The following is a 25,818-nucleotide window of genomic DNA, read 5'->3' on the forward strand; positions in this document are numbered from 1 at the left end:
TGCGAACGCATCGTCGCTCCTAGAACTCGCAGGTGCCGAGCGTGCGGAAGAACCGGCCCAATTCCTCGGGTGTCTGCGCGGCCTGGATCTTCTGGTATTGGGCTTCGGTTTTGGTCTGCAGTTCGCGCTCCATCCGCGCGGCGGCTGCCTCATCCTCGCCGATGTCCTGCCTGAGCGAGATCGCCCAGTCCTGCGCCATCGCCTCGGCGCTCGCCGGGCCAAGATCGGCGGGCAGGCGCGACCAGAAACGGTCGTTGGCGTTATTGTCATGCATGGTGAGCAGCGCGACCCAGTGCGCAAAGCACATCACCTTTTCCCCCCGGGTCAGCGGCGTCGTGCCGGAATTCGCGCCGATTTCGTATTGCTCGCCGGCATTCTGGACAGTGAAGCCCTGCGCAGACCCGGCTTCTGCCGCCTGCTTGGCGGCGGTGCGCTTCACGCAATCATCGAGCAGGCCATAGGCCATGCCCGGCGCTTGCAGCGAGATCGGCCCCCAGCTTTCCCGGTCGGCGACGAAGGTCACCGCGCCGGACGATTTCAGCTCCTCCAACGCGCGGTTGGCCTTGGCCGTGTCGTCCCAGCCGCCGACCGCGCGATAGGTGAAGCCCGCGACATATTCGCCCCATTCCAGATCATGCCGCCGCTTGCCGTCGAAGACGAGCGCAAGCTTCGGCTTGCGGCCCGCATCAAGCGCGGCGTTGACGATCTCGCCGTCGATATTGTGCATCGACACGTTGGTATTTCCATCGCTCACCCGGACGGTGAACTCCACCTTCAGCCCCTGCGCGCCCGCCGGAATGCCGACCGAGCAGATGCCGTTCTTTTCGCTGAACTCGAAATTGAATGATTGTTTCTGCTGGGCTGCCGCCGGATGCGGGGCAAGCGCGACCAGTGCGGCGGCGAGGCATAGGGACAGACGCGGGATCATCGGCAGGCTCCTTGTCGGATGAGAAGAAATACCATGTTCAGCAATAGCTTGACCGGCAGACGGTGGTGGCGCCGGTCGCATAGCGCACGAAGCTGTCGAAATCGCGCTGGGAGGCTCCGGCGACATAATTCGCCCAGCCTCCGCCCGAGGATGACGGGCGCGAAGAATAGCTCGGCTGATAACTGCTCACCGACGCGGCGAGCCCGGCCATGACCTCGCCCCAGAAGCTGCGCGGGCGGTAGCTGGCGGCAAGGCGGCGGTCATATTCGGCCTTCTGGCGGTCGCGCTCGATCGTGCCGACCATCGAGCGGTAGAGCGCCTCGTCGAGCGGATCGCCGCTTTTCATCGCCACCTGCATGATGCGCTTGGCCTTCTCGCGGTTGACCGGCACGCCGTCGCCTTCCCAATAGGCCATGCCGACCCAGCGCGCGGCGGCAGTATGGCCTTGCGCGGCGGCGTTTTCCGCCAGCGCGATGGCCTGTGCGCGGTTGGGGGTGTCGATCACGCCGGGTTCGCCATAGGCCAGCCAGCCCGCCAGCACCCAGCTGGCATCGGCATGGCCTTCCTCCATCAGCCGGGCGATGACCTCCAGCCCATCTTGCCCGCGCCCGGCTTTGACCAGCGCGAGGGCGGCGGCGATCTGCTCGCTTGCCGGGTATGCCGGGTGGACGGGGTGAACACGGCGCCGCGCCGCATCGGCTGCCGGGCCAAGCGCGCGGGCGCGTCCGCAGGCGGGTTCGTCGCCCAGCGCGCAAGCGTGGTCAATCAGCGCGATGGCGCGGTCGGGCCAGCGCCCGACCTGTCCGTTGCCTTGCAGGTAGAGCGCGCCCAATTCGCGGCATGAAGGCGCGTGGCTCTTGTCGCAGCCGTCGCGGTAGGACAGCGCGACTTCCCAGCGCGCTATTTTCGATCCGGCCGGATTGCGGCGGCCCAGTTCGCCCGCCTCGAAACACCCGGTCGCTGACCCGGCAAGGCAGGAGCGGGTCAGCAGGCGCGAGCCGCGCTCCAGGTTCGCGGCATCACCCGTGCGTGCGAGGTAGTAGCCATGATGCGCGCAGGCATCGGCATCGCTGGTCGAAGCGCTGCCGCATCCGCGCTCGGCAAAGCGCGCGGCGGCGGCTTCGTCGGCGGTGACCCCGTCGCCCAGGCGATAGGCGCTGGCAAGCTGGCCGCAGCCCCATGCCGCGCCGCCATCGCAGGCCTTGCGCGCCAGCACGAGCGCGCCCGCCAGGTCGCCCGCCTCGCGCAGGGCGCTCGCCTGAAGGCGGCAGGCTTCCATCCCGCCCGAGGCGCAGCCCGCCTGCCACATCGCGAGCGCGCGCGCCGGGTCGCGCGCGGTGCCTTGGCCGCGATAGAGGCCGAGCCCCATCAGCGCGCAGGCTTCCGCATCGCGCGCGCTCTCGCATCCGCTCTGCGCGGTGCGGAAGGCGAGGTCGAAATCGACATAGCCCGCGCTGCCATTACGAATGATCGCCGCCGCCTCGCCGCAGGCAGCGCCATCGCCCGCGCGGCATCCGGCGAGCCAATAGCCGACCGCAATGCGCAGGTCGGTGCGGATATCGCCGCTGCCATTGGTGAAGGCCTCGGCCAGCTTGCGGCAATCGGCTGCCTTCTTTCCTGCGCATCCGCCCGCCCAGTCCCGCGCCACGCCGGGCAGGATGACCGGCATGTTCTGCTTGCCATTATGGATCGCGCCGTGCCGCCAGCCATCGCGGTTGAGCGGCACGCGCTCGCGCGCGGAGGCAGACTCCGTAAGCAGCATGAGGGTGGCCAGAACCAGTCCGCACAGACAGAGCAGCGCGCGCATCGCTTCAGCGCCCCTGAGCCCTGGGCTGTTCCGGCGGCGGGGTGCGGCCATACTTGGCCTCGCAGGCGGCGATCCCGGCGGCGACTTGCTGGCCCGCGGCTCTTTCCCGGCCCTGCCATTCCTGCCGCCGTTGCTCCAGATCGGCGCGGCGCGCATCGGCATCTGGATAATCCGCCGCATCGCGCCACGCTTCGGAAATCCTGGTGCCTTCCGCGATCAGCGCCTCGAAGCCCTTGAGCCGGCGGGTGACTTCGGCGTTGATCCGCTCGCTGATAGCGGCCTGGGTCTCGGACGGGTTGGCCTGCTGATGCGCCTGGGCGGACAGGTTTGCCCGCTCCATCGCTCCGACACGGTCTTGCGGCGCAAGCTGTCCGCCCACCACATAGCGCACCGCACATTCGAAATCGGGTGGCGGTGCGGCGGTCTCGCCCTGCGCCATTGCCATCGGCGGGTTGGATGCTGCGGCCAATCCTGAAATCGCCGCCGCAAGCAGGAGCCAGCCGTTCCACGCCGGCTTTATGTGCCCCTCGCAGCCTTGCATCTTATCGCTCCCCCCTGTGCGCGATCTTGCCGATACTTCGTCGATGCAACAAAAGACAATTACCCGAACAGGGGATGGCATCGCTGTGCCATCGGTGCTTTTGTCTGCGCTCGGACAACCACGGAGAGCATAGGTGAAACCATCCTGCTGCCCTGCCGCTGTGCTGTTCGCCGCGCCGTTGCTGGCGCCCTTGGCGCCTGTCGCGGCGCGGGCCGGGTTGCCCGCCGACCCGCCGGGCCTGACCGGGTTTTATGGCGGAAGCCATGTCTGCGAGAGCGGCGAGCATGGCGCGCTGCTCGAAATCACCCGCGTCGTTGCCAGCGAGACGCCGGAATATCCCTGGCGGCTTGAGGGCAGCTATGCTGTCTTCCCGGTGATCGGCGGACGGGCCGGAGTCTATGGCGAGATCGCCGGGAGCTTTGCGCTGTTGGGCGAGATCCGCGCGGACGGGCAGGTCACGCTGGATGCGCTCGGCTGGCTCATCATGCCGCCTGCAGGTGAGGGCGCGGGCGATCTGGCGGGACGCTTTACCGTGCGCGGCGACGGGTTGGTGCAGTTCGAAGGGCGGATCGAAACCGAGGTCGCGGACGAATGCGGCGCGGTGCTGTTGACGCGGGCGCTCCCGGCTCCCGAAAGGACGGAGCCATGAACCTGCGCACGCTGATCCTCGAAGATCTTGCTGAAATGCGCCTCTGGCTGTCGGAGGTCATGCGCGAGGCCTGCCCTGATGCCGAGATCACCACCGCGCCCGATATCCGGACGGCGCTGGCGATTGCCGGACATGAGGTGTTCGATTTGGCGCTGATCGATCTCGGCCTGCCCGACGGTTCGGGGCTCGAGGTGCTGCGCGCGCTCAAGCAGGCCAATCCCGCCGCGCTGTGCGTGGTGGCGACGATCATGGGCGATGATGCCTCGGTGGTGGGGGCGCTGGCCGCCGGTGCGGATGGCTATCTGCTCAAGAACCAGCCCTCCGCCCTCTTGGTGCGCCAGATCCGCCAGACGCTTGACGGGGTGCCGCCGCTGTCACCGGCCATCGCCCGGCGGATCATGACCCATTTCCGCCAGACGGGGCCGGTTGTGGCCGACGCCAATCTCACCCCGCGCGAGCGTGAGGTACTGGGCCATATCGGCAAGGGGCTGCGCAATCACGAAGTGGCCGCCACGCTGGGGATCGGCACCAACACGGTCGCGGCGCACATCAAGTCGGTCTACGCCAAGCTCGGCATATCCTCGCGCGCCGAGGCCGCGTGGCACGCGACGAAGCTAGGTCTGTAGCGGCAGGCCTGCGACGATCCGCGTTCCCTGCGGGTCGCTTGTGAGGGCGAAGCTGCCACCAAGTCCCTCGATCCGGCGCCGCATGTTCCCCAGTCCGCGGCCGTCACAGCTGACGGCGGGGTCGAACCCCGTGCCGTCGTCGGCAATGGTGAGGCCCAGAAGGCCATCGTCTGGCGCAATCGTGATCGCGATCCGCGAGGCTGCGGCATGGCGTAGCACATTGCTGACCGCCTCGCGAAGCAGGGCTCTGAGCGCGCGCACCGTTTCGCGCGGGGGCGGGGCATCCGGAAGCTCGGGCATGGTCCATTCCAGTTCCAGCCCGGCCAGTTCGACCCGGTCGGCGGTCTCGATGCGCAGATCGGCGAGCAGCGCGTCGAGCGCCAGCGGCTCGTCCTCGGCATTGCGGATCACGTCGCGCAGGTCGCCGATGGTCTCGCGGATCAGCTCGTCCTTGCGCGCATTGCTGGGGGCATGGAGCGCGGTCAGCAGGTGTGCGCCGATATTGTCGTGGATGTCCTGCGCAATCCGCGCCCGCTCGAACGCGACACCCCGGTCATAGGCACTGCGCGCCTCGCCCAGCTGGGCCACCAGCGCCCCCAGTTCGCGCGCCAGCGCCAGATCGGCCGGGCTGAACAGGCGCCGCCCGCGGTTCCGGTCGCGCAGCCGCAGGGCCGCAAACCCATCGGGGCCGGGTACCAGCAGCGAGCGTCCCTCCTCGTCGATCACGGCCTCGCCGTAGCGCTCGGCGACCGGCTCGATCGCCAGCGGATCGAAGCTCTCTGCCAGCAGATCGCGCCATGCCCGTTCGCGCTCCGGCCCGGTCGGTGCCAGCGCGACCCCCGCCGCCTCGCGCAGCAACACCGAGCCATCGCTGCGGGGCGGGGCGATCAGCTTTTGCCACAGCCACGCCCGCGCCGGGAGATAGGCAAGCGCCACCAGCAGCAGCGCAATCCCGGTTGCCCGCGCCGCGTCCATCGCCAGCACCACGATAATCAGCGCATCGACCGCAAGCACCGCAAGCCCCGCAGCGACGATGAACAGCAGCTGGAAGGCCCAGCGCCCCAGTCCGAAGATCCGGTAGCGCACCAGCGCAATCGCCAGCGCGATGTAGATGATGACGAAAAACAGGAAGCCGAATTCCTCCGGCACCAGCGCCGGACGCAGGATCGCATTGGGAAGCGCCACCAGCGCGATGAACCCGCCAGCACCGATCCCGACCGCAGCCCCCAGCCAGATGGCGATGGCCCGGGCGACGGGGTCTGCGCGGGCGACGACGATCTGCGCCGCTGCAAGGGCAAGGATCACCACCATCTCGGCAAGGGTGATGCGGTGGATTTCGATCAGGATTTTGACCGGGCCGAAAAACGCCGCAATCGTCCAGGCGCCGAACAGCAGCAGCGCAGCAAGGGTGATCGTCTGCGCCCCGGGGAGGCGGCTTGGATAGCGGGCGAACAGGGCGATCATGACGATCCCGAAGGCGCTCGCGCCAATCACATTGACCGCAATCGCCGCCGTCACGACCGGGTCTGTCAGCGGGCCGGGCAGGCTGAAGACAGCAGCGCCGAGGCAGAAGGCATAGGTCGCAGCCCCGCTGGCGCAGAACAGCCGTGCTGCGCTTTCGCCCGCGCGCAGCGACCAGATCCACGCGCAAAGCACGCCCGCCACGCTGGCGGTGACAAGGCAGGGCCACAGCCGGATGGCGGGCAGGGCGGGGCCGCTGTCGCTGCCTAGCCCGGTGCCGAGCGCCAGCATGCCCAGCACCGGCACCATCAGCGCCGTTGTAAGCACAGCAAAGGTGACGGCCGCGGGAACGGGCCGAAAGTGCATGGCTTGGTATAGTCGCTGCTGCGCCAAGTTTGCTGGCAACCCAGTCGGCATGGTCCGTCCGGCCCTGCTTCTATTCGGCGGCGTCGGCCTTTTCCTCGGCATAGACGAGTTCTGCAGCGAGCGTCACGGATTTCTCGAAGGCACGGACATTGCGAACGAACACGGTCTCAGGGATCCCTTCGCCCAGGTAGAGGTCCCAATGGACGAAGGGATCGCCTTCCTGATCGAGCCTCACGGCCAGGAACGGATACTCGGCGCTCAGCTGCATCGCCTCGACCGGGTTCCATGGCTTGGCGCGATCATACCCGACCTGCAGCCGGATCGACTGGCAAGCATCGTGCGTCGTCTCGTTGCAGCCGAAGAAAAACACCGAAAACACCCCGCCATTCGAGCGCGAAATGATCAGCGGATCGCCCACCGGATCGGTCGTAAGTTCGGGATTGAAGCCCATGTTGAGCAAAGTTATCACCATACCCGCCGGATTACTTGCAGAGATAACTTCGGCCGAATTGCGGGCATGGGCCTGGCAAGACAGACTCAGAAAAAGCAGGCACGCAATCGCATTCATAAGGCGGACCACGTCGTTCTCCTTTATGCGGCGCGGATAGAGTCCGCCCAAATCGCACGATGATTGCAATGAAACCCGGTTCGGCTCAAGATTTTCCTTAGAGGTGCGCGAGGTTTGGGCCCAGGCTGCTATTACAAAACCCTCGCAATTGAACGACGCTTATTTCTTCCAATAACGCCATGGCATCATCATGAGGTCAAAACGCGGGATCTGATGACCGAAATGAGGGAGCAAGGCAGTCACTCGAAAGCGCTGATGCCTATGGCAACTATCGACCCCTAATTGGTCATCAGCGGGGCCGGCGCGCGATCCTGAGACTTGCCTTGCAGCCTTAACGGGCTCCTTGCCAGCAGCCGATATTCGGAAAACTATCCCGTAGCGGGCGGGTTGGAAAAGGATTAGCTTAGGTCAGGGCCTGGCCAGGAGTTCGGGTGATGATCGTGAAAAAGCCACCGGCCCTTTTCACAGCCTTCTTTCTATTGTGGGTTTCCACATCTTCATCCGCACAGGAGCCAAGCTCCTGTACACCTTTGAACTCGACCCTTTCGATTTGCACCGATGTTCCTGGCATCAAGGTAAGCCTTGTGGATGCAACCACAAGTGCAGTCCTGGGCATCGTCCGGCTCAAGGCGAGGAGTGACCTTTTTTATGCCTTCAATATCGCTTGGGATTTGACATCGCCACTCGAAGAGTACGCGCAATCCTATGCGGAGGAGCTGGGCGCGGAGCATAGATTGCAAGAGCCCGCATTCGTCGAAGTGCTGGGCAGACCTGCAATCCGGTATGATGTGGAACCATTGTCTAGCGAAAGTCCGAATGCGGGTCTCAAGATGGTGCTCTTCATCGATATGGGTACAGGTATCGCAACTTTTCTCGGAAACGCGAAAGGGCCTGAAGTGACAGCTGAAGACTTGTATCTTGGCGCTGGAGAAGCCGCTCGGATAATCCGCATCAGGCAATGACTGCTTCCCACCCACTTCCAGCCATTCGAACTTCCTGTTGCAACCCCGAAAGCGGACAGATCCGGGTTGCGTAACGCAAGCATCCGAGCCTCCATGCAAAAGGCCGCCCGGTTTCCCGGACGGCCCTTGCATTCTGGTTCATGTGCCTGACGGCGGATCGCCGTCGGCTGATTACATGCTGTAATACATGTCGAATTCGACCGGGCACGGGGTGGTTTCGGTGCGGATCACCTCTTCCCACTTGAGTTCGCAATAAGCCTCGATCTGGTCCTTGGTGAACACGTCGCCCTTCAGCAGGAATTCGTGATCAGCGGTCAGGGCCTCGAGCGCTTCACGCAAGCTGCCGCACACGGTCGGCACTTCGGCGAGCTCGGCCGGCGGCAGATCGTAGAGGTTCTTGTCCATCGCCTCGCCCGGGTGGATCTTGTTCTCGATCCCGTCGAGACCGGCCATCAGCAGCGCCGAATAGGCGAGGTAGGGGTTGGCCATCGCATCGGGGAAGCGGAACTCGACACGCTTGGCCTTCTCGCCCGCACCATAGGGAATGCGGCACGAGGCCGAACGGTTGCGCGCCGAATAGGCCAGCAGCACCGGCGCTTCGAAGCCCGGCACCAGCCGCTTGTAGCTGTTGGTGGTCGGGTTGGTGAAGGCATTCAGCGCCTTGGCATGCTTGATGACGCCGCCGATGTAGTACAGGCACATTTCCGACAAGCCGGCATATTCATTGCCCGCGAACATCGGCTTGCCGTCCTTCCAGATCGACATGTGGGTGTGCATGCCAGAGCCGTTATCGGCCTTGATCGGCTTGGGCATGAAGGTCGCGGTCTTGCCATAGGCATGGGCGACCTGGTGCACAACATACTTGTAGATCTGCATCCGGTCGGCGGTCTGCACCAGGGTGCCGAAGGTGAGGCCCAGTTCGTGCTGGGCAGCGGCGACTTCGTGGTGGTGCTTGTCGCAGGGCAGGCCCATTTCGAGCATGGTGGTGACCATCTCGCCGCGGATGTCCACCGCGCTGTCGACCGGCGCGACCGGGAAGTAACCGCCCTTCGCGCGCGGGCGGTGGGCCATGTTGCCGTTGTCATATTCCTTGCCGGTGTTGGTCGGCAGCTCGATATCGTCGATCGCAAAGCCCGAGCCGGCATAGCCATCCTCGAAACGAACGTCGTCGAACATGAAGAACTCGGCTTCCGGCCCGACATATACCGTGTCGCCGATGCCGGTCGACTTGAGATAGGCCTCGGCGCGCTTGGCGGTGGTGCGCGGATCGCGGGCGTACCAGTCGCCGGTCGAAGGCTCGACGATGTCGCAGTTGATGATCATCATCGGCGAGGCGCTGAACGGGTCGATCCAGGTCTCCGACAGGTCGGGCTTGAGGATCATGTCGCTCTCGTTGATCACCTTCCAGCCGGCAATCGAGGACCCGTCGAACATCAAGCCGTCTTCCAGCTCGTCCTCGCCCATGACGCTCGCGACCATGGTGAGGTGCTGCCACTTGCCCTTGGGGTCGGTGAAGCGCAGGTCCACCCACTCGATTTCCTCGTCCTTGATCTGCTTGAGGACGTCTTTCGCTTTCGACATTGGTATTTTGCCTCCGAGTTATGACTTGGCCGGCCCGCCCCAGCTCACTCAATTTGGGGCAGGCAGGAGAGAGTGGTAATCAGATCGCGTCGTCGTCGGTCTCGCCAGTGCGGATGCGCAGTGCGCTCTCGATGGCGGTGACGAAAATCTTGCCGTCGCCTATCCGCCCCGTTTGCGCGGCAGCGGCAATCGCTTCGACGACGCGCGATGCCTGATCGTCGGGAACGACGACTTCGAGCTTCACCTTGGGCAGGAAATCGACGACATATTCGGCGCCGCGATAGAGTTCGGTGTGGCCCTTCTGGCGGCCGAAGCCCTTAGCCTCGGTCACGGTGATCCCGGACACGCCGATTTCATGCAGCGCTTCCTTCACCTCGTCGAGTTTGAAGGGCTTGATGATCGCTTCGATCTTTTTCACGTCGTCCCCATCCGCGCCTGGCCGGATTCCTGTCAAAAAGACTTCAAGAATCGTGCCAAGCGCACCTGTTTCCGGGTTGAACGATCCTTGCCGCCCGGCGAGTCCGGCCAGAGGATCTCTTTCGCCTCAAGCCAGCGGGTAGCAAGATTATGGTGCACTGCGCAATGGTGCACAGCGAGTGGACGGGCATTGCCTATATTTTAGGCAGAAGGTGCCGCCCGGAACCGCATTCACAACCGCAGGCCGGTGGTTTCGGGCAGGCCGCACATGATGTTGAGATTCTGGATCGCCGCACCGGACGCGCCCTTGCCGAGGTTGTCGAGGTGGGCGACGAGGCGCGCCTGGGTGCCGTCTGAGTTCGCGTAGACATGAAGTGTCATGCCGTCACCACCTTCGACATCCTGCCGCAGGATCATTTCACTGTAGCGGGTTTCGACCACGACAACGCTTTTGCTGCCTTGGTAGAACGCCGTCAGATGATCGGCGAGTTGCTCTGGCCGACCCGCGCCGGGCATCGCTTCAAGCGGCAGGGGCACATCGACCAACATTCCGCGAAAGGTCGGCACCACCGCGGGGGAAAACACCGGCGCGTAAGTGAGGCCGGCATAGGCCTGCATTTCGGGCAAGTGCTTGTGGCCGAGTTGCAGGCCGTATGCGCGAAAAGCGATACCGGGATGGCCTTCGAGGTTCTCGAATTGCTCAAACCGCTCGATCAGCGCATTGCCGCCGCCCGAATAGCCGCTCACCGCGTTGACGGTATAGGGCCAGTCGGCGGGCAACAGTCCATCCTGAACCAGCGGAGCAACCAGCGCGAGGAAGCCGGTGGGGTAGCACCCCGGATTGCTCACGAACCGCGCGTTTGCGACTTTGTCATGCCCGACCAGCTCGGGAAAACCATAGGTCCAGCCCTCGGCCACACGGTGCGCGCTGGAGGCGTCTATAATGCGGGTGTCCGAACCCTCGGCCAGCTTCACGGCCTCTTTCGCGGCGTCGTCCGGCAGGCACAGGATCGCGATATCGGCAGCGTGGAGCGCGTCGCGGCGGGCGCCTTCGTCTTTGCGCCGGGCATCGTCCAGCACGATCAGATCGAATTCGCTACGCCCTTGCAAACGTTCGCGGATTTCAAGACCCGTGGTGCCCGCGGCCCCGTCGATGAACAGGCGGATCGCCAAGGCGTTCAGCCCTCGGCAGGGGCGAGTTCACTCGCCCGGCACCATCCCGAAGGGCCTTGCGGGCCAGGGCAACCCCACACCCATTCGCCCGCGACATCGAGCAGCTCGAAACGGCTGCCGGGCGCCAGCGTGGTGAAGGATTCGCTGTCGTCGCGCGGGGCGAGCCGCAAGGCAGCGCCCGCTTCCCCCACCGACCGCTGATGCGGGATGACGTAATGGGCGGCGAGATGGCTCCCGGCGAGCGCAATATGCGCCAGATCACCGCGCAGCGGCAGGGTGCCGGGCGCGGGCTTTTCGACCGGCCCTTTCAGACCCAGCACGCCTTGGGGCACTGCATATTCCGTCGTGTCGCGTGTGGCGCCGCTCATCTGCGTTCCGTCAACTCTCGTGGCCCGCCCGTGCTCTCCCCTGCACCGGCGTGGCAGGCCCGTTAGCGGCAAGCGGCCTGCGGGGCAAGCTCAGGCGCCGTATCGATCGCGGATCGCGTGCCATGCGGCGCGCAGGCCCAGCCCGCGCCCGCCGCGTGCGCGGCCAGGGCGCGGGGTGGGGTTCCAGGCGAAGGTGTCGAAATGCACCCAGTCGATCCCGTCGCCCACGAAGCGGTCGAGGAACAGGCCAGCGACGCTTGCTCCGGCGAAGGGATTGGCCGACGCGTTGGCCATGTCGGCCACGTCCGACGAAAGGTATTCGCGATAGGCGTCAGGAAGCGGCAGCCGCCAGGGCGGATCGTCATTGGCCTTGCCCGCCGCCAGAAACGCCTCCGCCGTCTCGTCGCGCCGCGCCATCATCGCGGGCAGATCGGGGCCGAGCGCGACTCGCGCCGCGCCGGTCAGCGTGGCGAAATCGACGACCAGATCGGGGCTTTCCTCCGAAGCGCGGGTCAGCGCATCGCCAAGGATCAGCCGCCCTTCGGCATCGGTGTTGTGGATCTCGACGGTAAGGCCCTTGCGGCTGGCGAGCACATCGCCGGGGCGGAAGGAGGCGCCCGAAATCGCGTTCTCGACCGCCGGGATCAGCAGGTGCAGCCGCACCTTCAGCCGCGCGCCCATGACGAGGCCCGCCAGCGCGATCGCGTGGGCCGCGCCGCCCATGTCCTTCTTCATCAGCCGCATGCCCGATGACGGCTTGATGTCGAGCCCGCCCGAATCGAAGCATACGCCCTTGCCGACCACCGCCAGCACCGGGTGTGACGGATCGCCCCAGGTGAGGTGCATCAGCCGCGGCGCATGCGCACGCGCCGCTGCCCGCCCGACCGCATGAACCATCGGATAGCCCTGTTCCAGCGTATCGCCGCGGACCACGGTGAGTTCGGCCTTGTGCGCCTTGGCAAGCTTTTCGCATTCCGCCTCGAGCGCTGCGGGGCCCATGTCCTCGGCCGGGGTATTGACCAGATCACGCACAAAGCATTCGGCCTGCGCCTCGGCGGTGGCGGCATCGATCTGGCCGACCTGCGTGGTCAGCAGGATGCGCGGGCCTTGCGGCTTGTCATCACTTTTGTAGCGGCAAAAGCGATATTGCCCGGTGATCCAGCCGAACATCGCCGGGCCTGCTTCGATATTGGCAAGCCGATAGGTGCCTTCGGGCAGTTCCTCGGCGAGTTTGGCGAGACACCAGCTCGACAGGCTTTCGGGATTGGCGATACCGCCCACCGCGAACCATGAATCCCCTTCGGGGACGATCCCGACCTGATAGCCGCCACCCTCGAATTTCTGTGCCGCAAGCGCCGCGCGCTGGCCGGCGCTGAGGCCTTTGGCGAAAGCTTCGAAACCGTCCTTGTTGACGAGATGGATGGCAATGGCGTCCTGCCCGCGGTCGGGCTGGATCAGGTCTTTGGGTTCGCTCATGCCTGTTCCATAATCGCAGCCGGACGATTGTCACCAGCAGATTCGCTGAAGGGGAGGGGAGAGATGATGCACGGCGCAATGTTCCACATGAAACACCCGCAAGGGCAGGTCTGGCAGGGGTCGAGCGGGGGTCTGGCGCGCGCTGGCGCGGGTCTGGCGCTGGCTATCGGCCTGCTTGGCGCGGGCTGCTCATCGCCCGAAGACATGGCCGGGGCAACCGCCTCTGCCGAAGCGGCGGCAAGCACCGGCTCCGAGGCCGTGGCCTTCGCCGACAATGCCGAAAAGGACGGTGGCAAGCGCGAATTCGCCTATGCGTGGCCTGCAGAAGTCTCCGCCATTCCCGCACTGGCCGAAAGCCTCGCCGCCGAGCGCGACACGGCATTGGCCGGTCAGAAATCCGACTGGGACACGGCGCTTGCCGAATTCGCGGGCGAGGATTGTGCGGGCTGCAAGTCGCTGAGCTATTCGAAGGAATGGCAAGTGGTCGCCGACCTGCCGCGCTACCTTTCGCTCTCGGCCGATATCTATCTCTACACCGGCGGCGCGCATGGCAATTCGGATTTCGAGGGGCTGGTGTGGGACCGGGAGGCCGGCGCGGCGATCGCGCCCGAGGCCATGTTCACCTCCCAAGCGGCGCTTCAGGACGCGCTGGGCGAGGCGTGGTGCTATGCGCTCAAGATCGAGAAAAAGACGCGGCTGGGTGCGGACTTCAGCGATGACGGGTTTTTCCCCTGTCCGCCGGTCAGCGATCTCACGCTGCTGGCAGGCTCGGCAGGCAAGGCGGCTTTCGACCGCATCGGGCTGATCGCCGCGCCCTATGTCGCGGGCTCCTATGCCGAGGGGCCGTATGAAGTGACCCTTCCGGTTACGCAGGCCGTGCTCGATGCGGTCAAACCCGAATACAAGGCGGCATTCGCGCCGGGGAAGTAGCAATTCACGCAGCGGGTCGCTATGTGGACGGCCATGCACGAATATCAACTCGTTGACGGCGATGAGACCGTCTACCGCGACGGCACGATCAAGCTGCACACGCCCGAAGGCTTCGAAGGGATGCGCAAGGCCGGGAGGCTGGCCGCCGAGATCCTCGATGCCTGCGCCGATCTGGTGCGCCCGGGGGTGACCACGGGCGCGCTCGACGATGCGATCCGGGGGATGATGCTGGATGCGGGCGCGATTCCCGCGACGCTGGGCTATCGCGGCTATGCGCATTCCTCGTGCATTTCGATCAACCATGTGATCTGTCACGGCATTCCGGGTGACAAGGTGTTGAAAGATGGCGACATTCTCAACATCGACGTGACGCCATTGGTCGACGGCTGGCACGGCGACACCAGCCGCATGTTCTACGCGGGCGAGCCGCCCTTGAAGGCGAAGAAGCTGGTCGAAGTGACCTATGAATGCCTGATGCTCGGCATCGCAGCGGCACAGCCCGGCGCGCGGCTGGGCGATATCGGCGCGGCGATCGAGGCGCATGCAGCGCAGTTCCGTTATGGCGTGGTGCGCGAGTTCTGCGGCCATGGCCTCGGCCGGTTGTTCCACGACGCGCCCGAGGTGGTCCACGCCGCCCGCTCGGGGACGGGGCCGGAATTGAAGCCGGGCATGTTCTTCACCATCGAACCGATGATCAATGCGGGCAAGCCGTGGGCGAAAGTGCTCGGCGATGGCTGGACCGCGGTGACGCGCGACAAGAGCCTGTCGGCGCAGTTCGAGCATTCGATCGCGATCACGGAAACGGGCAACGAGATCTTCACCAAGAGCCCGACGGGGCGGGACTGCCCGCCTTATTTCTAGTCCAGCCCTTTGATTTAACGCCTCCCCGGGCTTGACCCGGGGTCCCGCTTTCCTGTTTCCTGAGATCATGGATCGCGAACAACAGGGCGGCTGGGTCTACATCATGGCCGACCGTTATCGCTGGACGATCTATGTCGGATCGACCGCTGATCTGGCTTTTCGCATCACCCAGCATCGCGACGGACAAGGCTCGAAGTTCTGCGCCGAATATGGCCTGACCCGGTTGGTCTGGATGGAGCTTTTACCGACCATGCAGGAAGCAATGGATCAGGAGAAGCGCATCAAGCGCTGGCGGCGTGAGTGGAAGTTTGCGCTGGTCGAGAAGGGTAATCCGGATTGGCGTGATCTCTTCGACGATGTCCTGAAGTGAAGAAGCGGGGCCCCGGCTCAAGGCCGGGGAGACGGTTGGGTCAGAGGAAAAGCACCGCCAGCACCGCGCTCATCACCACCACCAGACCGACCGAAAAGCCCAGCATCGCCAGCACCGGCCGCGTCACCCGCCCATGCAGCACCCAATCATAGCCGCAGGCGATCAGGATCGTGATCGGCGGCTGCACGCCAATCGCGACCGGATCGGGCAGGCCCAGCACCTGCACCACGCGGGCATAGGCGGGCGTCATCAGCGCCAGCGTTGCGATCAGCATCGCCTGCCGGTGCGCGGCAATGTCGCGTTGCCTCGCATAGCGAATGGCGAGGATATATAGCGGAATGAAGGTCGCAAAGGCAGCGAGGTTCACCACCGTCACCTCGGGGCGGCCCAGTTCCTCGCTGATCCGCCACGAAATCACCCCGCCGCTCACCAGCATCGCCGCCACCAGCGCCAGCGAGGCGCGGCCAAAAGCCCGGTGCACGGCCAGCCTGAAGCGCGCGGCGGCGAAGGCCTGGGTGACCAGTAGCGCGAGCCAGCCGACCATGCTGCCTGCATGGAACACCACGATCGGCGTATAGCGCGCCTGCACTTCGGGGTGGACAACGGCTTTCAGCCCGAAGGCCAGCAGCGTGAAGCCCAGCAGCCCCAGCGCGATATTGCCCATCAGTTCATTGGCGCGGACGTGACTTTCTGGCGCTCTCACTAGTTCTCCCTTGCCGCCCGGATCGCGGCGCCCGCCGCAAACGGAGCGAGGGCCACCAGCGCGAGGCTTATGGCTGCAACGAAGCCGAGGCTCACTTGATCCTGACGCGCCAGCGCACCGGCACCGAAAATCAGGATCGGCAGCGCCAGCGGGATCAGCAGCAGGCCCGAAAGCGCCGCGCCTGCGCGCAAGCTGGCGGTGAGCGCGGCGATCATCAACCCGATCGCGGCAAGGCCCGGCGTGCCTGCCAGCAGCCCCAGGAGGAGGATCTGGAACGTCTCACCCTCGATCTTGAGCAGCGCGGCCGCCGGGAAGGTCGCCAGCACCAGCGGCGGGCCGAAGCTCAGCCAGTGGGCGGCGAGGCGGACAGCCATCATTGCCTCCTCGGCCATGCCGCGCAGTCTGAGCTGATCGAAGAAGCCGAGGTCAATGTCGCGCGCCACCAGCTTTTCGAGCGGCAGGATCGCCGCCAGCAGCGCCGCGATCCACACCACGCCCCCGCCGGTTTTCGCCATCAGGTTGGCATCCGGCCCGACCGCGAAGGGGAACAGCATCGCGACGGCGACGAAGAACACGACAGGCAGCGCCGCGCCGCTGCCGGTGAAGGGGAAGAATTGCGCCAGATCGCGGCGGAGCAGGGCGAATATCATGCGTCCTCGTCCTGTTCGGCCAGATCTTCGAGGGCAGGCGCGAAGTCCTCGATCGCGAAACTGGTCATCCCCGGCAGGTCGAGCGGCTGGTGCGAGGCGATCAGCGCAATCCCGCCGTCAGCGCAGTGCTCGCGCACGAGCTCCATCACCAGACCTTGCGAGTCGGTGTCGAGTCCCGACAGCGGCTCGTCAAGCAGCCACACGCCCGCACCCTGGCCCAGCACCCGCGCCAGTGCCGCGCGCTTTTTCTGTCCGGTGGAGAGATAGCGCACCGGCACCTCGGCCAGCGCGTCGAGCCTGAGGCGCGCTATCATCGTCCCCGTGTCGGGCGCGGTGTCGAGCCCAAACCAGAAGGCCAGCGCACGGCCCAGCGGCAGATCGGGATCGAGCCCCGTGCGCTCATCGAGCAGCGCCAGCGCGCCCTCGCGCATGACCGCGCCCGCATAGGGCGTTGTCAGTCCGGCAAGCGCGCGGATCAGCGTTGTCTTGCCCGCGCCGTTCGCCCCCGTCACATGGCACGCCGCACCCGCCTCCAGCCGGAACGACAGCCGCCGGAACAGCAGCCTATCCCCCCGGCGGCAGGCGAGATTGTCAGCGGCAAGGGTCGGCAGCGAGGGTTGCATTGGCGTGCAGCGTTAGGGAAAAGGGCCTGCCCAAACAAGCGATCACGAACAAGGAGCCCCCGCCATGGCCGTCCCCGAACTCGACGCGCAGGAAACCGAACAGCTGCTCGCCGACCACCCTGATTGGAGCCTTGGGCGTGAAGGCAAGGCGATCACCCGCACCTTCCAGTTCGGGGATTTCTCCGAGGCCTGGGGCTTCATGAGCCGGGTGGCGCTGCTGGCCGAGGCGCAGGACCACCACCCCGAATGGTTCAACGTCTATGCCAAGGTCGAGGTGACGCTGACCACCCATGATGCCGGGGAGAGCGGCGGGCTGTCGGCGCGGGATGCGAAGCTGGCCGCCAGCATCGACGCGCTGGCGTGATACGCCGCGCCCCTGCGATGCTGGCGCTGCTGGCCATGGCGCAAGCCGCCTCCGCGCAGGTGGTGCCGTCGCAAGCGGTCTGAGATGTCGAAGTGCGCGAGGATACCGACTGGTGGGATGCCGATCACTTCTGGGTGCGCTGGACCCACTGGCTGCCCGACCGCGCGAGCCTCGCCTTGTATATCTACACCTATGACGAGCACGACCGGTATCACTTCGTCGAGGAAGGGCCGTTCTCGCGCTGGGGCGGCAAGACCCTGCTTGTCTCGCCCAAGACCATGCGCACGCGCGGCAAGCTGTGGGCGCAACTGGCGGCGGACGAGCGAACGCTCCCGCCAGTGGAAGTGTCGCGCCGGAAAGGCTTTTACGGCATTGCCTGCTTCAAGCCGCACGAGGTGAAGGCCTTGCTCGGCGATGCCGAGGCGCTGACGATCACGTTCTACCGCAGCGAGGACGACATCGTCGACAGCTACCTTGTGAGCCGTGCGACGATCGAAGCCGGCACGCAGCGGATGCTGCCGGCTTACCGTAGCTATGAGGCACGGAAGGCCGATCCCGAAAAGTGCGACCGGCAGATCATCTGGCAGGATTGAGCGAAAGCGACGCGGATGGCGGGCAGGCGGCCTAACGCCCCAAAATCCCCCGCCCGGCGGCACGCTGCTGCTTCCTAACCTTGCCCGGCATCCAGCGTTTGGCGAAGGCGAGCTGGCGGGCGGTCTTGCCGACGAGGTAGTGCAGTTCGTCCCCGTGGACCGCGTTCCACACCGCCTTCGCGACTTCCTCGACCGGGGTGATCTCCAGCCCTGCGGCAGTCACGCGGGTGCGGATGTTCTCGTTGGTGTTGCGGTTGCCGGTGCCGTCCAGAAGCGGCGTCTCGATAAAGCTCGGGCAGATCGAGGAGACTTTGATCCCGTCGGGCGCCCATTCGGCGTCCAGGCTCTCGGCAATCCCGCGCACGCCGAACTTGGTGGCGGAATAGACGCTCATCCCGCTGCCGCCGGTGATCCCTGCGGCGCTGGCGATGTTTACCAGCGCCGAGCCGGGCGCGCTCGCCTTCAAGTAGGGATAGGCGGCCTGCGCGCCGTAGAGCACCCCGCGCAGGTTGATGTCGAGACAGCGGTCGATCTCGTCCTTGTCGAGCTCGGCGATCGGCCCGCCGGTGCCGATCCCCGCATTGTTCACCACCACGTCGATCCGCGATCCGGCAGCGGTGTTGAAGGCGGCCAGCGCCTCGTCCCAGCCCGCCCGGTCGCGCACGTCGAGGCGGTGCATGTACTTGAACCCGCCCGCGATCAGGCCGAGCGTGTCCTCCATCCCTTCGACATTGACATCGGCGATGCCGACGAACCAGCCGCGCTCGGCGAAATGGCGGGCAACGGCGCGCCCGATGCCCGACGCGCCGCCGGTGATGAAAATGCTGCGCCTCTCGCTCATGTGATGCCTCTCCCTCGATTGCTATTTGCAACCTGCCTAGAGCGGCTCGCGGCGCTTGTCAGCAGGCCAAATCAGCTTGCCAGTGCAGCCTCCAGACCTTTCACATGTTCCTCGCCCTCGATGATCCTGGCACTTGAGGGCTTGAGCGCATCGCCCAGCGGTTCGGCCCGCCCGCCGATGCATTCGGCCAGGAAGTTCTCGGCGATGGCGAAGAAGGCGATGTTGTTTTCAGGCCGGGCAAAGCCGTGGCCCTCGTCCGGATAGAGCACATAGGTAACCGGAATCCCGGCCGATTTCATCGCGTCCACGATCTGGTCGCTTTCCGCCTGCTTGACGCGCGGGTCGTTCGCCCCTTGCGCGATCAGCAGCGGCTTTTCGATCCGGTCCGCCTTGTAGAGCGGGCTGGCAGCGCGCAGCAGCGCGCGGCCTTCCTCGGTGCCGGGATCGCCCATGCGTTCGTGGAAGATCTTGACCATCGGCGCCCAGTAGGGCGGGATCGAGGCGAGCAGGGTTTCAAGATTGGACGGCCCGACGATATCCACCCCGCAGGCAAAGGTCTGGGGCGTGAAGGTGAGGCCCGCCAGCGTCGCATAGCCGCCATAGGAGCCGCCCATGATTGCCACCTTGTCGGGTTGCGCGATGCCCTCTGCAACCGCCCAGTCGACCGCGTCGATCAGGTCATCGTGCATTGTCAGGCCCCACTGCTTGTTCCCGGCATTGATGAAGTCCTTGCCGAACCCGGTCGAGCCACGGAAATTGACGCTCAGCACGCCGTAGCCGCGGTTGGCGAGCATCTGGTGGAGCGAATTGAAGCCATAGCCATCGCGCGCCCAGGGGCCGCCATGCACCAGCAGCACCATCGGCACTGCCTGATCGGGGCGGCCATCGCCATCGCTGTCACTCATCGGCGGCAGCGTGAGGTAGGACGGCAAGATCAGCCCGTCGCGGCTGGTAATCTCGACCGGGTGCATCGGCACCAGCGGCGCGCCTTCCAACTCGGGCCGGGAGATGTAGAACGGGGTGAGCGTCTGCGCCGCGCGATCATAGATGAAGGTGGCCGCAGGCTTGGTCAGCGGATCGTTCCAGACGATCCAGGTCCTATCGTCATCGGTCCGGCTGCTGACGCCGAATTCGCCTTCGAGCTGCTGGTCCAGCCAATCGAGCGAGGCGCGGGTTTCGGGGTCGGTCGCGTGCCATTCGGTCGTGAGGTAATCGACCGCATAGGCCTCGACCTCGCCGGTCTGCGGATCGCGCAGGGTGCTGCCGATGTCGGCCTTGTCGTCCTCGGCAATCAGGCGCTTGGCGCCGGTCGCGGTGTCCTGCGCGAACAGGGCGGCGGTGTTGCGCCCGCGGCTGTCGATCCAGTAGAGCGTGCCGCCATCGGTGGTGTAGCCCGCAGGGCCGGTGGTGAGCGAATCCTCCATCGCCGTGGTCTCGAAAGGTTCGCTTTCGACCGTGTTGCCTTCGACCCGGAAATAATCCGTCCCGCCCGCTTCGTTCTGGCTCATCGCCATGCGCAAGGTCAGGCTGTCATCGGCCATGAACCCGGCATAGGCGTTGTTTTCCATGACAAGCGTCAGTTCACCGGTGGGAATGTCGAGCAGGTAGACATCGTGCCATTGCGGATCGCGGTTGTTGATGCCGAGCAGCAGCTTGTCCTTGATCGTGTTGGATGCGCCGATGATCTCGACCCGCGTGTTGGTGAACGGGGTGACGGTGGTTTCCGCGCCGCTCGCCACATCGACGCTGTAGAGCAGGAAGTTCTCGTCCCCGCCCTTGTCCTGAATATACATCACCGCGCGCGAATCCGGCGACCAGAAATACTGGCGGATCGGGCGGTCGGCGGCGCTGGTCATGGCGCGCGCCGCGTCGGGATTGTCGACCGGAGCCAGCCAGATGTTGAGCACCCCGTCTTTGGGTGCAAGCCAGCTCAGCCATTGGCCATCGGGACTGATCTGGCCCGATGCGCGGGTCGGATTGCCGAACAGGGCGCTGCGCGGGATCAGGGGGGCGGCTTGGGATTCGTTGGTCATTGCGGCTCCGGTCATGGCGGATGGAATGGCGGTGTGGCTGTCGGCGCTGGCGAGGCCGGGCAGGGTCAGGGCGGCAGCGGCAACGCCGCCGGCGAGCAAGCGGGCGAAACGGGTCTGCATTGAGTTTCTCCCTCTCAATTGCGTCTCTGTGTTGTGCAGTTAAGACACCCTTCGCCGTCCTTCAAGTCGGCACGCGCGGACGCTGCGGATCATTCGCCCGATGCCATCGCTCCCGTGGCAAATTTGGTCGCAGGGGCAATCGGTGCTACCGTCCCCTAACGGGTGCGATTTAGGAGTGGGGAACTTATGAAGAAATTTGTGACTGCGATGTGTGCTGCATCGCTTGCGTTTGGGATTGCCGCGTGCAGTGGCGAAACGGCGAACGGCTCTGCCGAAGCCACCGCGTCCGGCTCGCTCGCCGGCACGTGGAAAGCCAATCTCGACTCCGCGGAGTTCGAAAACGACACCAGCAGCTTTGCGTTCGCCGACGGGACATATACCTGCAACAGCTGCATCCCGCCGTTTTCGGTGGCGGCCAACGGCGATTGGGTGACAGTCGATCGCCCCGGCGTGGACGCGCTCAAATACACCATCGTCGACGACCGGACGGTGACCACGGCTTCCCGGCTGGGTGACAAGGAACTGGGCACCTCGACCTGGACGGTCAGCGAAGACGGCCAGACCCTGACCATGAACTGGACCGATTTCGACGGCGATGAGGAGGTCAAGGGTTCGACCACCTATACGCGCGTCGCGGCAGCCCCCGAGGGCGCGCACGCGGTTTCCGGTGACTGGAACGTTGCCAGCCTTGGCGAGATGAGCGACGCGGCACTGACCTTCACCTACGCGATCGACGGGGATACGATCACCTCGACCGGCAACAGCGGCGGCTACACCGCCACGCTGGGCGGCGAGCCGGTGACTCCCGAAGGAGACACGACCGGCGGCACGATGGCGGTCGAGAAGGTTTCCGACAATGTCTATCGCGAAACCTATTCGCGCGATGGAGAGGTAATCAGCGTGCTCGAACTCACCGTCGATGGCGACACGCTGCGCGGCGTGAGCACCGATCCGCGCGACAATAGCGTGGTACGCTGGACGGCAACCCGCCAGTAAATCCGGCGAATGCGAAAAGGCCCCCGGTCGCCTTCGCGCGGCCGGGGGCCTTTTTCATGCGGAATCCGGTCTAGAGCGCCGGGTTAGCGTAGAAATGCCAGGTGAAGATCGCCATGCTCCCGCGCTGCGGCGCCCAGGGTTCGGCAAGCTCGCGGGTGGCTTTCTCCGCCGGTCGTTCAGGCAGGTCCAGCAACCGCTTCACCCCCTCCTGCACGGCGAGATCGCCAGCGGGCCAGATATCCGGGCGGCCTTCGGCGAACAGCAGGTAGATTTCCGCCGACCAGCGGCCGATGCCCTTGATCCGGGTGAGCCGGGCGATCGCTTCCTCGTCGTCGGCGGGCAGGGCATGGAAATCGAGCTCGCCCGCGTGGGCCAGTTCGCACAAGGACCGGGCATAGCCCTGCTTCTGGCGCGACAGTCCGCAGGCGCGCAAGGTGTCGAAATCCCGCGCCAGCAGGCAGCCGGGGGTGAAATCCGCACCCAGTTCCGCCTCCAGCTTGCGCCACATCGAAGCGGCCGCCGCGACCGAGACCTGCTGGCCGACGATGGTGCGCAGCAGCGTTTTGAAGCCGGGCGGGCGGATGCGTGGTTCGGGATAGCCGATGCGCGCCAGCTCCGCGGCAAGGCGCGGCTCGCGCGTGGCGAGGCAATCGAGGCCCTCGCGCAATTTTTCCGCCGTCAGCCCCACTGCCACTTTCCTTAACTTGCCTTGCGCGAAAGACTGTCTTAGCAGCGCATCCACCACTCTCCCAGCGCACTGAATTGCGCCCAATAGCCGAAAAGGATCTGCACCCATGCCCAGACTGGTCGTCACCAATCGCGAAGGCGAAACCAGCGAGATCAGCGTCGATGACGGCCTGACCGTGATGGAAGCGATCCGCGACAATGGCTTCGACGAGCTGCTGGCACTGTGCGGCGGCTGCTGTTCGTGCGCGACCTGCCACGTGCATGTCGATCCGGCTTTCGCCGACAAGCTGCCCGCGATCAGCGAGGACGAGGACGACCTGCTCGAATCCTCCGATCACCGTGCGCCCACCAGCCGCCTGTCGTGCCAGATCCCCTTCACCGCCGAGCTTGACGGGTTGCACGTCACGATCGCGCCGGAAGATTGAGGCCTTCCTGATTGCGGGCTCGCCTTGCGCGAGCCCGTCCTCGGCGCTGTTTCTGCCGTGTGGCGGCTGACCGCTTGCGGGTGCCCGCTTGGGCTTGCGGCGCATCGCGTCGAGACTGACAGATGCTCTGGTGCGCCTTGCCCGCACGAGAAACAGCGCCTAACTCTGGCCCCATGAACATCACCCGCCCCTTTGGCGATACGCTCGCGCTGATCGGCAACACGCCGATGGTGCGGCTCGCCGGCCCGAGCAAGGCCGCCGGCTGCGACATTTACGGCAAATGCGAATTTGCCAATCCCGGTTCTTCGGTGAAGGACCGCGCGGCGCTGTGGATCATCCGCGATGCCGAGGCGCGCGGGGAATTGAAGCCGGGCGGGACGGTGGTCGAAGGCACCGCGGGCAATACCGGTATCGGCATCGCGCTGGTGGCGAATGCGCGCGGCTACAAGACGATCATCGTCATGCCGGACAACCAGTCGCAGGAAAAGATGGACACCCTGCGGGCGCTTGGCGCCGAACTGGTGCTGGTGCCGCCGACCAAGTTCGCCAATCCCGGCCACTTCGTCCACACCTCGCGCCGCCTGGCGGAAGAGACGCCTGGTGCAGTCTGGGCCAACCAGTTCGACAATATCGCCAACCGCCGCGCCCACATCGAAGGCACCGCGCCCGAAATCTGGGAGCAGACCGGTGGCAGGATTGACGGCTTTACCTGCGCGGCCGGCACCGGCGGGACGATTGCGGGCGTGGGCCTCGGCCTCAAGGCCTTCGACGAGAATATCCGCATTGCGCTGACCGATCCGCATGGCGCGGCGCTGTATAATTATTACGCCCATGGCGAGCTGAAGGCTGAAGGCTCGTCTGTCGCGGAGGGCATCGGGCAGGGACGCATCACCGCCAATCTCGAAGGCGCGGCCATCGACACGCAATACCGCGTCAGTGACGAGGAAGGGCTGCATTGGGTCGCCCGATTGCTGCGCGAGGAAGGACTGTGTCTCGGCCTGTCCTCCGGCATCAATGTCGCAGGCGCGGTGCAGCTCGGCCGTGAACTGGTCGCAGAGGGGCGAGACAATCCGCAAGTCGTCACGATCCTGTGCGATACCGGCTTTCGCTATCTCTCCACGCTCTACAACCCGGACTGGCTGGCAGCGAAGGGCCTGCCGGTGTTCGACTGGCTGGTCCGGCGGGCAGAGGAACGCGCGTGACGCCTGCCTCCCTCATGGCAAGGCTGCGCGCGATGACCCAGCGCAGTCTGTATGCGGGAGGGGGCGATGCGGCACCGGGCGCGGGCGATCTGCCGGTGAACGCCCAGCCTGCGACACCGGCGAACCAGGCCCGCCAGGAAGCGCTCCAGCGCCTCCAGATCGGTCTGTTCGGAATTGCTGCGATGGTGCTGCTGGTGGGGCTTGCCAGCATCATCGGCAGCCAGGCGGACATCACCGAAGAGGCCGCCGTTCCCGAGGCAGCGCCGACCACCGAGCCGACGGCAACGCCGACCCAGGCGAACCCGCTTGCCGATGCGGGCGTCGTGCCCGATATCGCTGCCGAGCCCAGCCCGACGCCGGTCGCGCCGCTCGACCTGCCGGCTCCGGACACCGCGCCGGGCAATGATGCACCCGCACCATAGAGGTATTGCGCTGCTGGTCAGTGTCCTGATGGCGCTGGCTGGATGCGGTGCGACGTCACAGGCAGGACACGATGGCGCGGCACCGGCCGATTCCGCTTCCCCCGGCGATCGTCCGCCGCTGGCGCTGATGACCAGTCTGCCCCTTTACTGGCCGCAGGGGGCCGGGATCGCCGATCTCGCCGCAGCGGATGCGCCGGCCCCGTGGCAGCGCAAGGTGCTGGAGCGCGATCATGCAATCTACCCGCTCGACACGCTCTCGCCGGCTCCCGCCCTGTCTCCGGATGCGCCCGAGGTCGACCCGCTGGCCGGATTGGCGCGGTTGGCGGTGATCCAGCCGCGCGGGCTGTCGCCTGCCGACAATGTCGCGCTTGATGCGTGGGTGCGGGAGGGCGGGCGCCTGCTGCTGGTGCTCGATCCGGCGTTGACGGGGGAATATGACCTGCCGCTCGGCGACCCGCGCCGTCCGGTGGATTCCGCGCTGATCCCGCCGGTCGTGGCGCGCTGGGGCATGGCCATCCGCTTTGACGATGCGCAGGAGGTCGCGGTGCGCAATGAGCGCCTTGGCACAGCGGCCTTCCCGCTGGTGCTGGCGGGTCAGGTGACGATCGTCGATCCCGCCGCTGGGCAATGCACGCTGGTCGCCGGCGGCGCGGCAGCGCGCTGCGCGGTGGGACAGGGGCGCGTTACCCTGCTTGCCGATGCCGCGGTGTTCGAGCATCCCGCACTGGCGGGCGAGGAAGGGGAAATCCTCGCCGCGCTGCTCGCCGCCGCATTCGAATAGGGCCCATCGGGGAAATCGCGGGAGAGGCGGGACTCGGTGGCGGTCCGGACATGGGAAATTGCGGGAAATGCCCGTTTCAGGTCGCTTGAATCCCCCGGATCATGTGATTTTCGTAGTCTAGGTGTTCTTACGCTGTATACAGAAAATTGAGGAGATTCAGATTTTTAACAAGTTTTCCCGCAATATCCCCGAAAAACCCCTTCCATCCCCCGACCTTCCTCGATAATACCGTAGTCCATCAAACATGCCTGTTTGCAACGCGTTCGGCTGGTGGAGCCGGCGCGCCGCCGGCGC

At 65.6% G+C, this 25,818-nt stretch carries 29 protein-coding genes; 13 read left to right on the forward strand and 16 right to left on the reverse strand.

All coding sequences use genetic code 11. The features are described from left to right. Positions 1-19: 19 nt before the first annotated feature. From I603_RS13115 to I603_RS14755, 3 genes are read right to left on the reverse strand one after another with little or no spacing between them, the layout of a single operon-like run. The gene (locus tag I603_RS13115; protein ID WP_068865669.1) at positions 20-928 is read right to left on the reverse strand and encodes a hypothetical protein; all 909 of its coding nucleotides are present in this window, start codon (positions 926-928) and stop codon (positions 20-22) included. A 37-nt stretch (positions 929-965) separates the two neighbouring features. Then, positions 966-2,735: a tetratricopeptide repeat protein gene (locus I603_RS13120; protein ID WP_068865670.1), complete on the reverse strand. Its 1,770-nt coding sequence runs from the start codon at positions 2,733-2,735 to the stop codon at positions 966-968. 4 nt (positions 2,736-2,739) lie between these two features. Next, positions 2,740-3,276: a hypothetical protein gene (locus I603_RS14755; protein WP_158093662.1), complete on the reverse strand. Its 537-nt coding sequence runs from the start codon at positions 3,274-3,276 to the stop codon at positions 2,740-2,742. Between the two features lie 133 nt (positions 3,277-3,409). Between I603_RS14755 and I603_RS13130 the strand changes: the two genes are divergently transcribed. Beyond that, positions 3,410-3,925, forward strand: coding sequence for a hypothetical protein (locus I603_RS13130; protein WP_143736756.1), 516 nt, complete (start codon positions 3,410-3,412; stop codon positions 3,923-3,925). Next, positions 3,922-4,551 carry a response regulator gene (locus tag I603_RS13135; protein WP_068865673.1) on the forward strand — a complete coding sequence of 210 codons (630 nt, stop codon included), beginning with the start codon at positions 3,922-3,924 and terminating at the stop codon, positions 4,549-4,551. The genes I603_RS13130 and I603_RS13135 overlap by 4 nt, the downstream gene beginning before the upstream one ends. Here the strand turns inward: I603_RS13135 and I603_RS13140 are convergent. Both I603_RS13140 and I603_RS13145 read right to left on the reverse strand, forming a co-directional pair. Then, a complete protein-coding gene (locus tag I603_RS13140; RefSeq protein ID WP_068865674.1) occupies positions 4,540-6,378 on the reverse strand; it encodes a sensor histidine kinase in 1,839 nt (612 codons plus the stop codon). The two genes, I603_RS13135 and I603_RS13140, sit on opposite strands and share 12 nt — an antisense overlap. Before the next feature lie 70 nt (positions 6,379-6,448). Continuing rightward, positions 6,449-6,850: a YbjN domain-containing protein gene (locus I603_RS13145; protein WP_158093661.1), complete on the reverse strand. Its 402-nt coding sequence runs from the start codon at positions 6,848-6,850 to the stop codon at positions 6,449-6,451. 530 nt (positions 6,851-7,380) lie between these two features. On the opposite strand from I603_RS13145, the gene I603_RS13150 reads away from it, so the two are divergent. Then, positions 7,381-7,908 (forward strand): hypothetical protein, encoded by a 528-nt coding sequence (locus tag I603_RS13150; protein ID WP_143736754.1) that lies wholly within the window; start codon positions 7,381-7,383, stop codon positions 7,906-7,908. 171 nt (positions 7,909-8,079) lie between these two features. Here the strand turns inward: I603_RS13150 and glnA are convergent, their stop codons facing one another. The 5 genes from glnA to I603_RS13175 all read right to left on the reverse strand — a co-directional run bounded on the left by glnA (position 8,080) and on the right by I603_RS13175 (position 12,923). Continuing rightward, positions 8,080-9,489, reverse strand: coding sequence for a type I glutamate--ammonia ligase (glnA, locus tag I603_RS13155; protein WP_068865677.1), 1,410 nt, complete (start codon positions 9,487-9,489; stop codon positions 8,080-8,082). Positions 9,490-9,568: 79 nt separating this feature from the next. Continuing rightward, positions 9,569-9,907, reverse strand: coding sequence for a P-II family nitrogen regulator (locus I603_RS13160; RefSeq protein WP_068865678.1), 339 nt, complete (start codon positions 9,905-9,907; stop codon positions 9,569-9,571). Positions 9,908-10,137: 230 nt separating this feature from the next. Then, on the reverse strand, positions 10,138-11,079 hold the full coding sequence (gene argC, locus I603_RS13165) for an N-acetyl-gamma-glutamyl-phosphate reductase (protein WP_068865679.1): 942 nt from the start codon (positions 11,077-11,079) through the stop codon (positions 10,138-10,140). A 5-nt stretch (positions 11,080-11,084) separates the two neighbouring features. Then, the gene (locus I603_RS13170; RefSeq protein ID WP_068865680.1) at positions 11,085-11,447 is read right to left on the reverse strand and encodes an SH3 domain-containing protein; all 363 of its coding nucleotides are present in this window, start codon (positions 11,445-11,447) and stop codon (positions 11,085-11,087) included. Between the two features lie 90 nt (positions 11,448-11,537). Continuing rightward, complete coding sequence (locus tag I603_RS13175) at positions 11,538-12,923, reverse strand: leucyl aminopeptidase family protein (RefSeq protein WP_068865681.1); 1,386 nt, start codon at positions 12,921-12,923, stop codon at positions 11,538-11,540. A gap of 63 nt (positions 12,924-12,986) precedes the next feature. Between I603_RS13175 and I603_RS13180 the strand changes: the two genes are divergently transcribed. The 3 genes from I603_RS13180 (at position 12,987) to I603_RS13190 (ending at position 15,084) form a co-directional block, all read left to right on the forward strand. Then, complete coding sequence (locus I603_RS13180) at positions 12,987-13,853, forward strand: DUF4163 domain-containing protein (protein WP_232305396.1); 867 nt, start codon at positions 12,987-12,989, stop codon at positions 13,851-13,853. A gap of 33 nt (positions 13,854-13,886) precedes the next feature. Further along, entirely contained in the window at positions 13,887-14,714 is an 828-nt protein-coding gene (gene map / locus I603_RS13185; protein WP_068865753.1) for a type I methionyl aminopeptidase, read from the forward strand. A gap of 67 nt (positions 14,715-14,781) precedes the next feature. Continuing rightward, complete coding sequence (locus tag I603_RS13190) at positions 14,782-15,084, forward strand: GIY-YIG nuclease family protein (RefSeq protein WP_068865682.1); 303 nt, start codon at positions 14,782-14,784, stop codon at positions 15,082-15,084. Positions 15,085-15,124: 40 nt separating this feature from the next. Here I603_RS13190 and I603_RS13195 read toward each other — a convergent pair whose 3' ends face one another. The 3 genes from I603_RS13195 to ccmA are packed head-to-tail and all read right to left on the reverse strand — an operon-like array spanning position 15,125 to position 17,060. Continuing rightward, complete coding sequence (locus I603_RS13195; protein WP_232305397.1) at positions 15,125-15,787, reverse strand: hypothetical protein; 663 nt, start codon at positions 15,785-15,787, stop codon at positions 15,125-15,127. Next, positions 15,787-16,437 carry a heme exporter protein CcmB gene (locus I603_RS13200; protein ID WP_068865684.1) on the reverse strand — a complete coding sequence of 217 codons (651 nt, stop codon included), beginning with the start codon at positions 16,435-16,437 and terminating at the stop codon, positions 15,787-15,789. The genes I603_RS13195 and I603_RS13200 overlap by 1 nt, the downstream gene beginning before the upstream one ends. Next, complete coding sequence (ccmA, locus tag I603_RS13205; protein WP_068865685.1) at positions 16,434-17,060, reverse strand: heme ABC exporter ATP-binding protein CcmA; 627 nt, start codon at positions 17,058-17,060, stop codon at positions 16,434-16,436. Before ccmA ends, I603_RS13200 begins: the two co-directional genes overlap by 4 nt. 64 nt (positions 17,061-17,124) lie before the next feature. On the opposite strand from ccmA, the gene I603_RS13210 reads away from it, so the two are divergent. Then, positions 17,125-17,424, forward strand: coding sequence for a 4a-hydroxytetrahydrobiopterin dehydratase (locus tag I603_RS13210; protein WP_068865686.1), 300 nt, complete (start codon positions 17,125-17,127; stop codon positions 17,422-17,424). Between the two features lie 92 nt (positions 17,425-17,516). Beyond that, complete coding sequence (locus I603_RS13215; RefSeq protein ID WP_068865687.1) at positions 17,517-18,017, forward strand: hypothetical protein; 501 nt, start codon at positions 17,517-17,519, stop codon at positions 18,015-18,017. A gap of 31 nt (positions 18,018-18,048) precedes the next feature. Here the strand turns inward: I603_RS13215 and I603_RS13220 are convergent, their stop codons facing one another. Next, entirely contained in the window at positions 18,049-18,858 is an 810-nt protein-coding gene (locus I603_RS13220; protein WP_068865688.1) for an SDR family oxidoreductase, read from the reverse strand. Positions 18,859-18,929: 71 nt separating this feature from the next. Next, positions 18,930-21,011 (reverse strand): S9 family peptidase, encoded by a 2,082-nt coding sequence (locus I603_RS13225; protein ID WP_084440114.1) that lies wholly within the window; start codon positions 21,009-21,011, stop codon positions 18,930-18,932. 186 nt (positions 21,012-21,197) lie between these two features. On the opposite strand from I603_RS13225, the gene I603_RS13230 reads away from it, so the two are divergent. After that, the gene (locus I603_RS13230) at positions 21,198-22,007 is read left to right on the forward strand and encodes a hypothetical protein (RefSeq protein WP_068865689.1); all 810 of its coding nucleotides are present in this window, start codon (positions 21,198-21,200) and stop codon (positions 22,005-22,007) included. Between the two features lie 70 nt (positions 22,008-22,077). Here I603_RS13230 and I603_RS13235 read toward each other — a convergent pair whose 3' ends face one another. Beyond that, complete coding sequence (locus tag I603_RS13235) at positions 22,078-22,695, reverse strand: DNA-3-methyladenine glycosylase family protein (RefSeq protein WP_068865690.1); 618 nt, start codon at positions 22,693-22,695, stop codon at positions 22,078-22,080. A 106-nt stretch (positions 22,696-22,801) separates the two neighbouring features. Here I603_RS13235 and I603_RS13240 point away from each other — a divergent pair, with 106 nt between their 5' ends. The 4 genes from I603_RS13240 to I603_RS13255 all read left to right on the forward strand — a co-directional run bounded on the left by I603_RS13240 (position 22,802) and on the right by I603_RS13255 (position 25,524). Further along, on the forward strand, positions 22,802-23,119 hold the full coding sequence (locus I603_RS13240) for a 2Fe-2S iron-sulfur cluster-binding protein (protein WP_068865691.1): 318 nt from the start codon (positions 22,802-22,804) through the stop codon (positions 23,117-23,119). A gap of 173 nt (positions 23,120-23,292) precedes the next feature. Beyond that, a complete protein-coding gene (locus tag I603_RS13245) occupies positions 23,293-24,321 on the forward strand; it encodes a cysteine synthase A (RefSeq protein ID WP_068865692.1) in 1,029 nt (342 codons plus the stop codon). Then, on the forward strand, positions 24,318-24,743 hold the full coding sequence (locus I603_RS13250) for a hypothetical protein (protein ID WP_232305398.1): 426 nt from the start codon (positions 24,318-24,320) through the stop codon (positions 24,741-24,743). The genes I603_RS13245 and I603_RS13250 overlap by 4 nt, the downstream gene beginning before the upstream one ends. Further along, on the forward strand, positions 24,724-25,524 hold the full coding sequence (locus I603_RS13255) for a hypothetical protein (protein ID WP_068865693.1): 801 nt from the start codon (positions 24,724-24,726) through the stop codon (positions 25,522-25,524). The genes I603_RS13250 and I603_RS13255 overlap by 20 nt, the downstream gene beginning before the upstream one ends. The last annotated feature ends 294 nt before the right edge of the window (positions 25,525-25,818 follow it).

Source organism: Erythrobacter dokdonensis DSW-74 (assembly GCF_001677335.1).
GTDB classification, from domain to species: domain Bacteria; phylum Pseudomonadota; class Alphaproteobacteria; order Sphingomonadales; family Sphingomonadaceae; genus Erythrobacter; species Erythrobacter dokdonensis.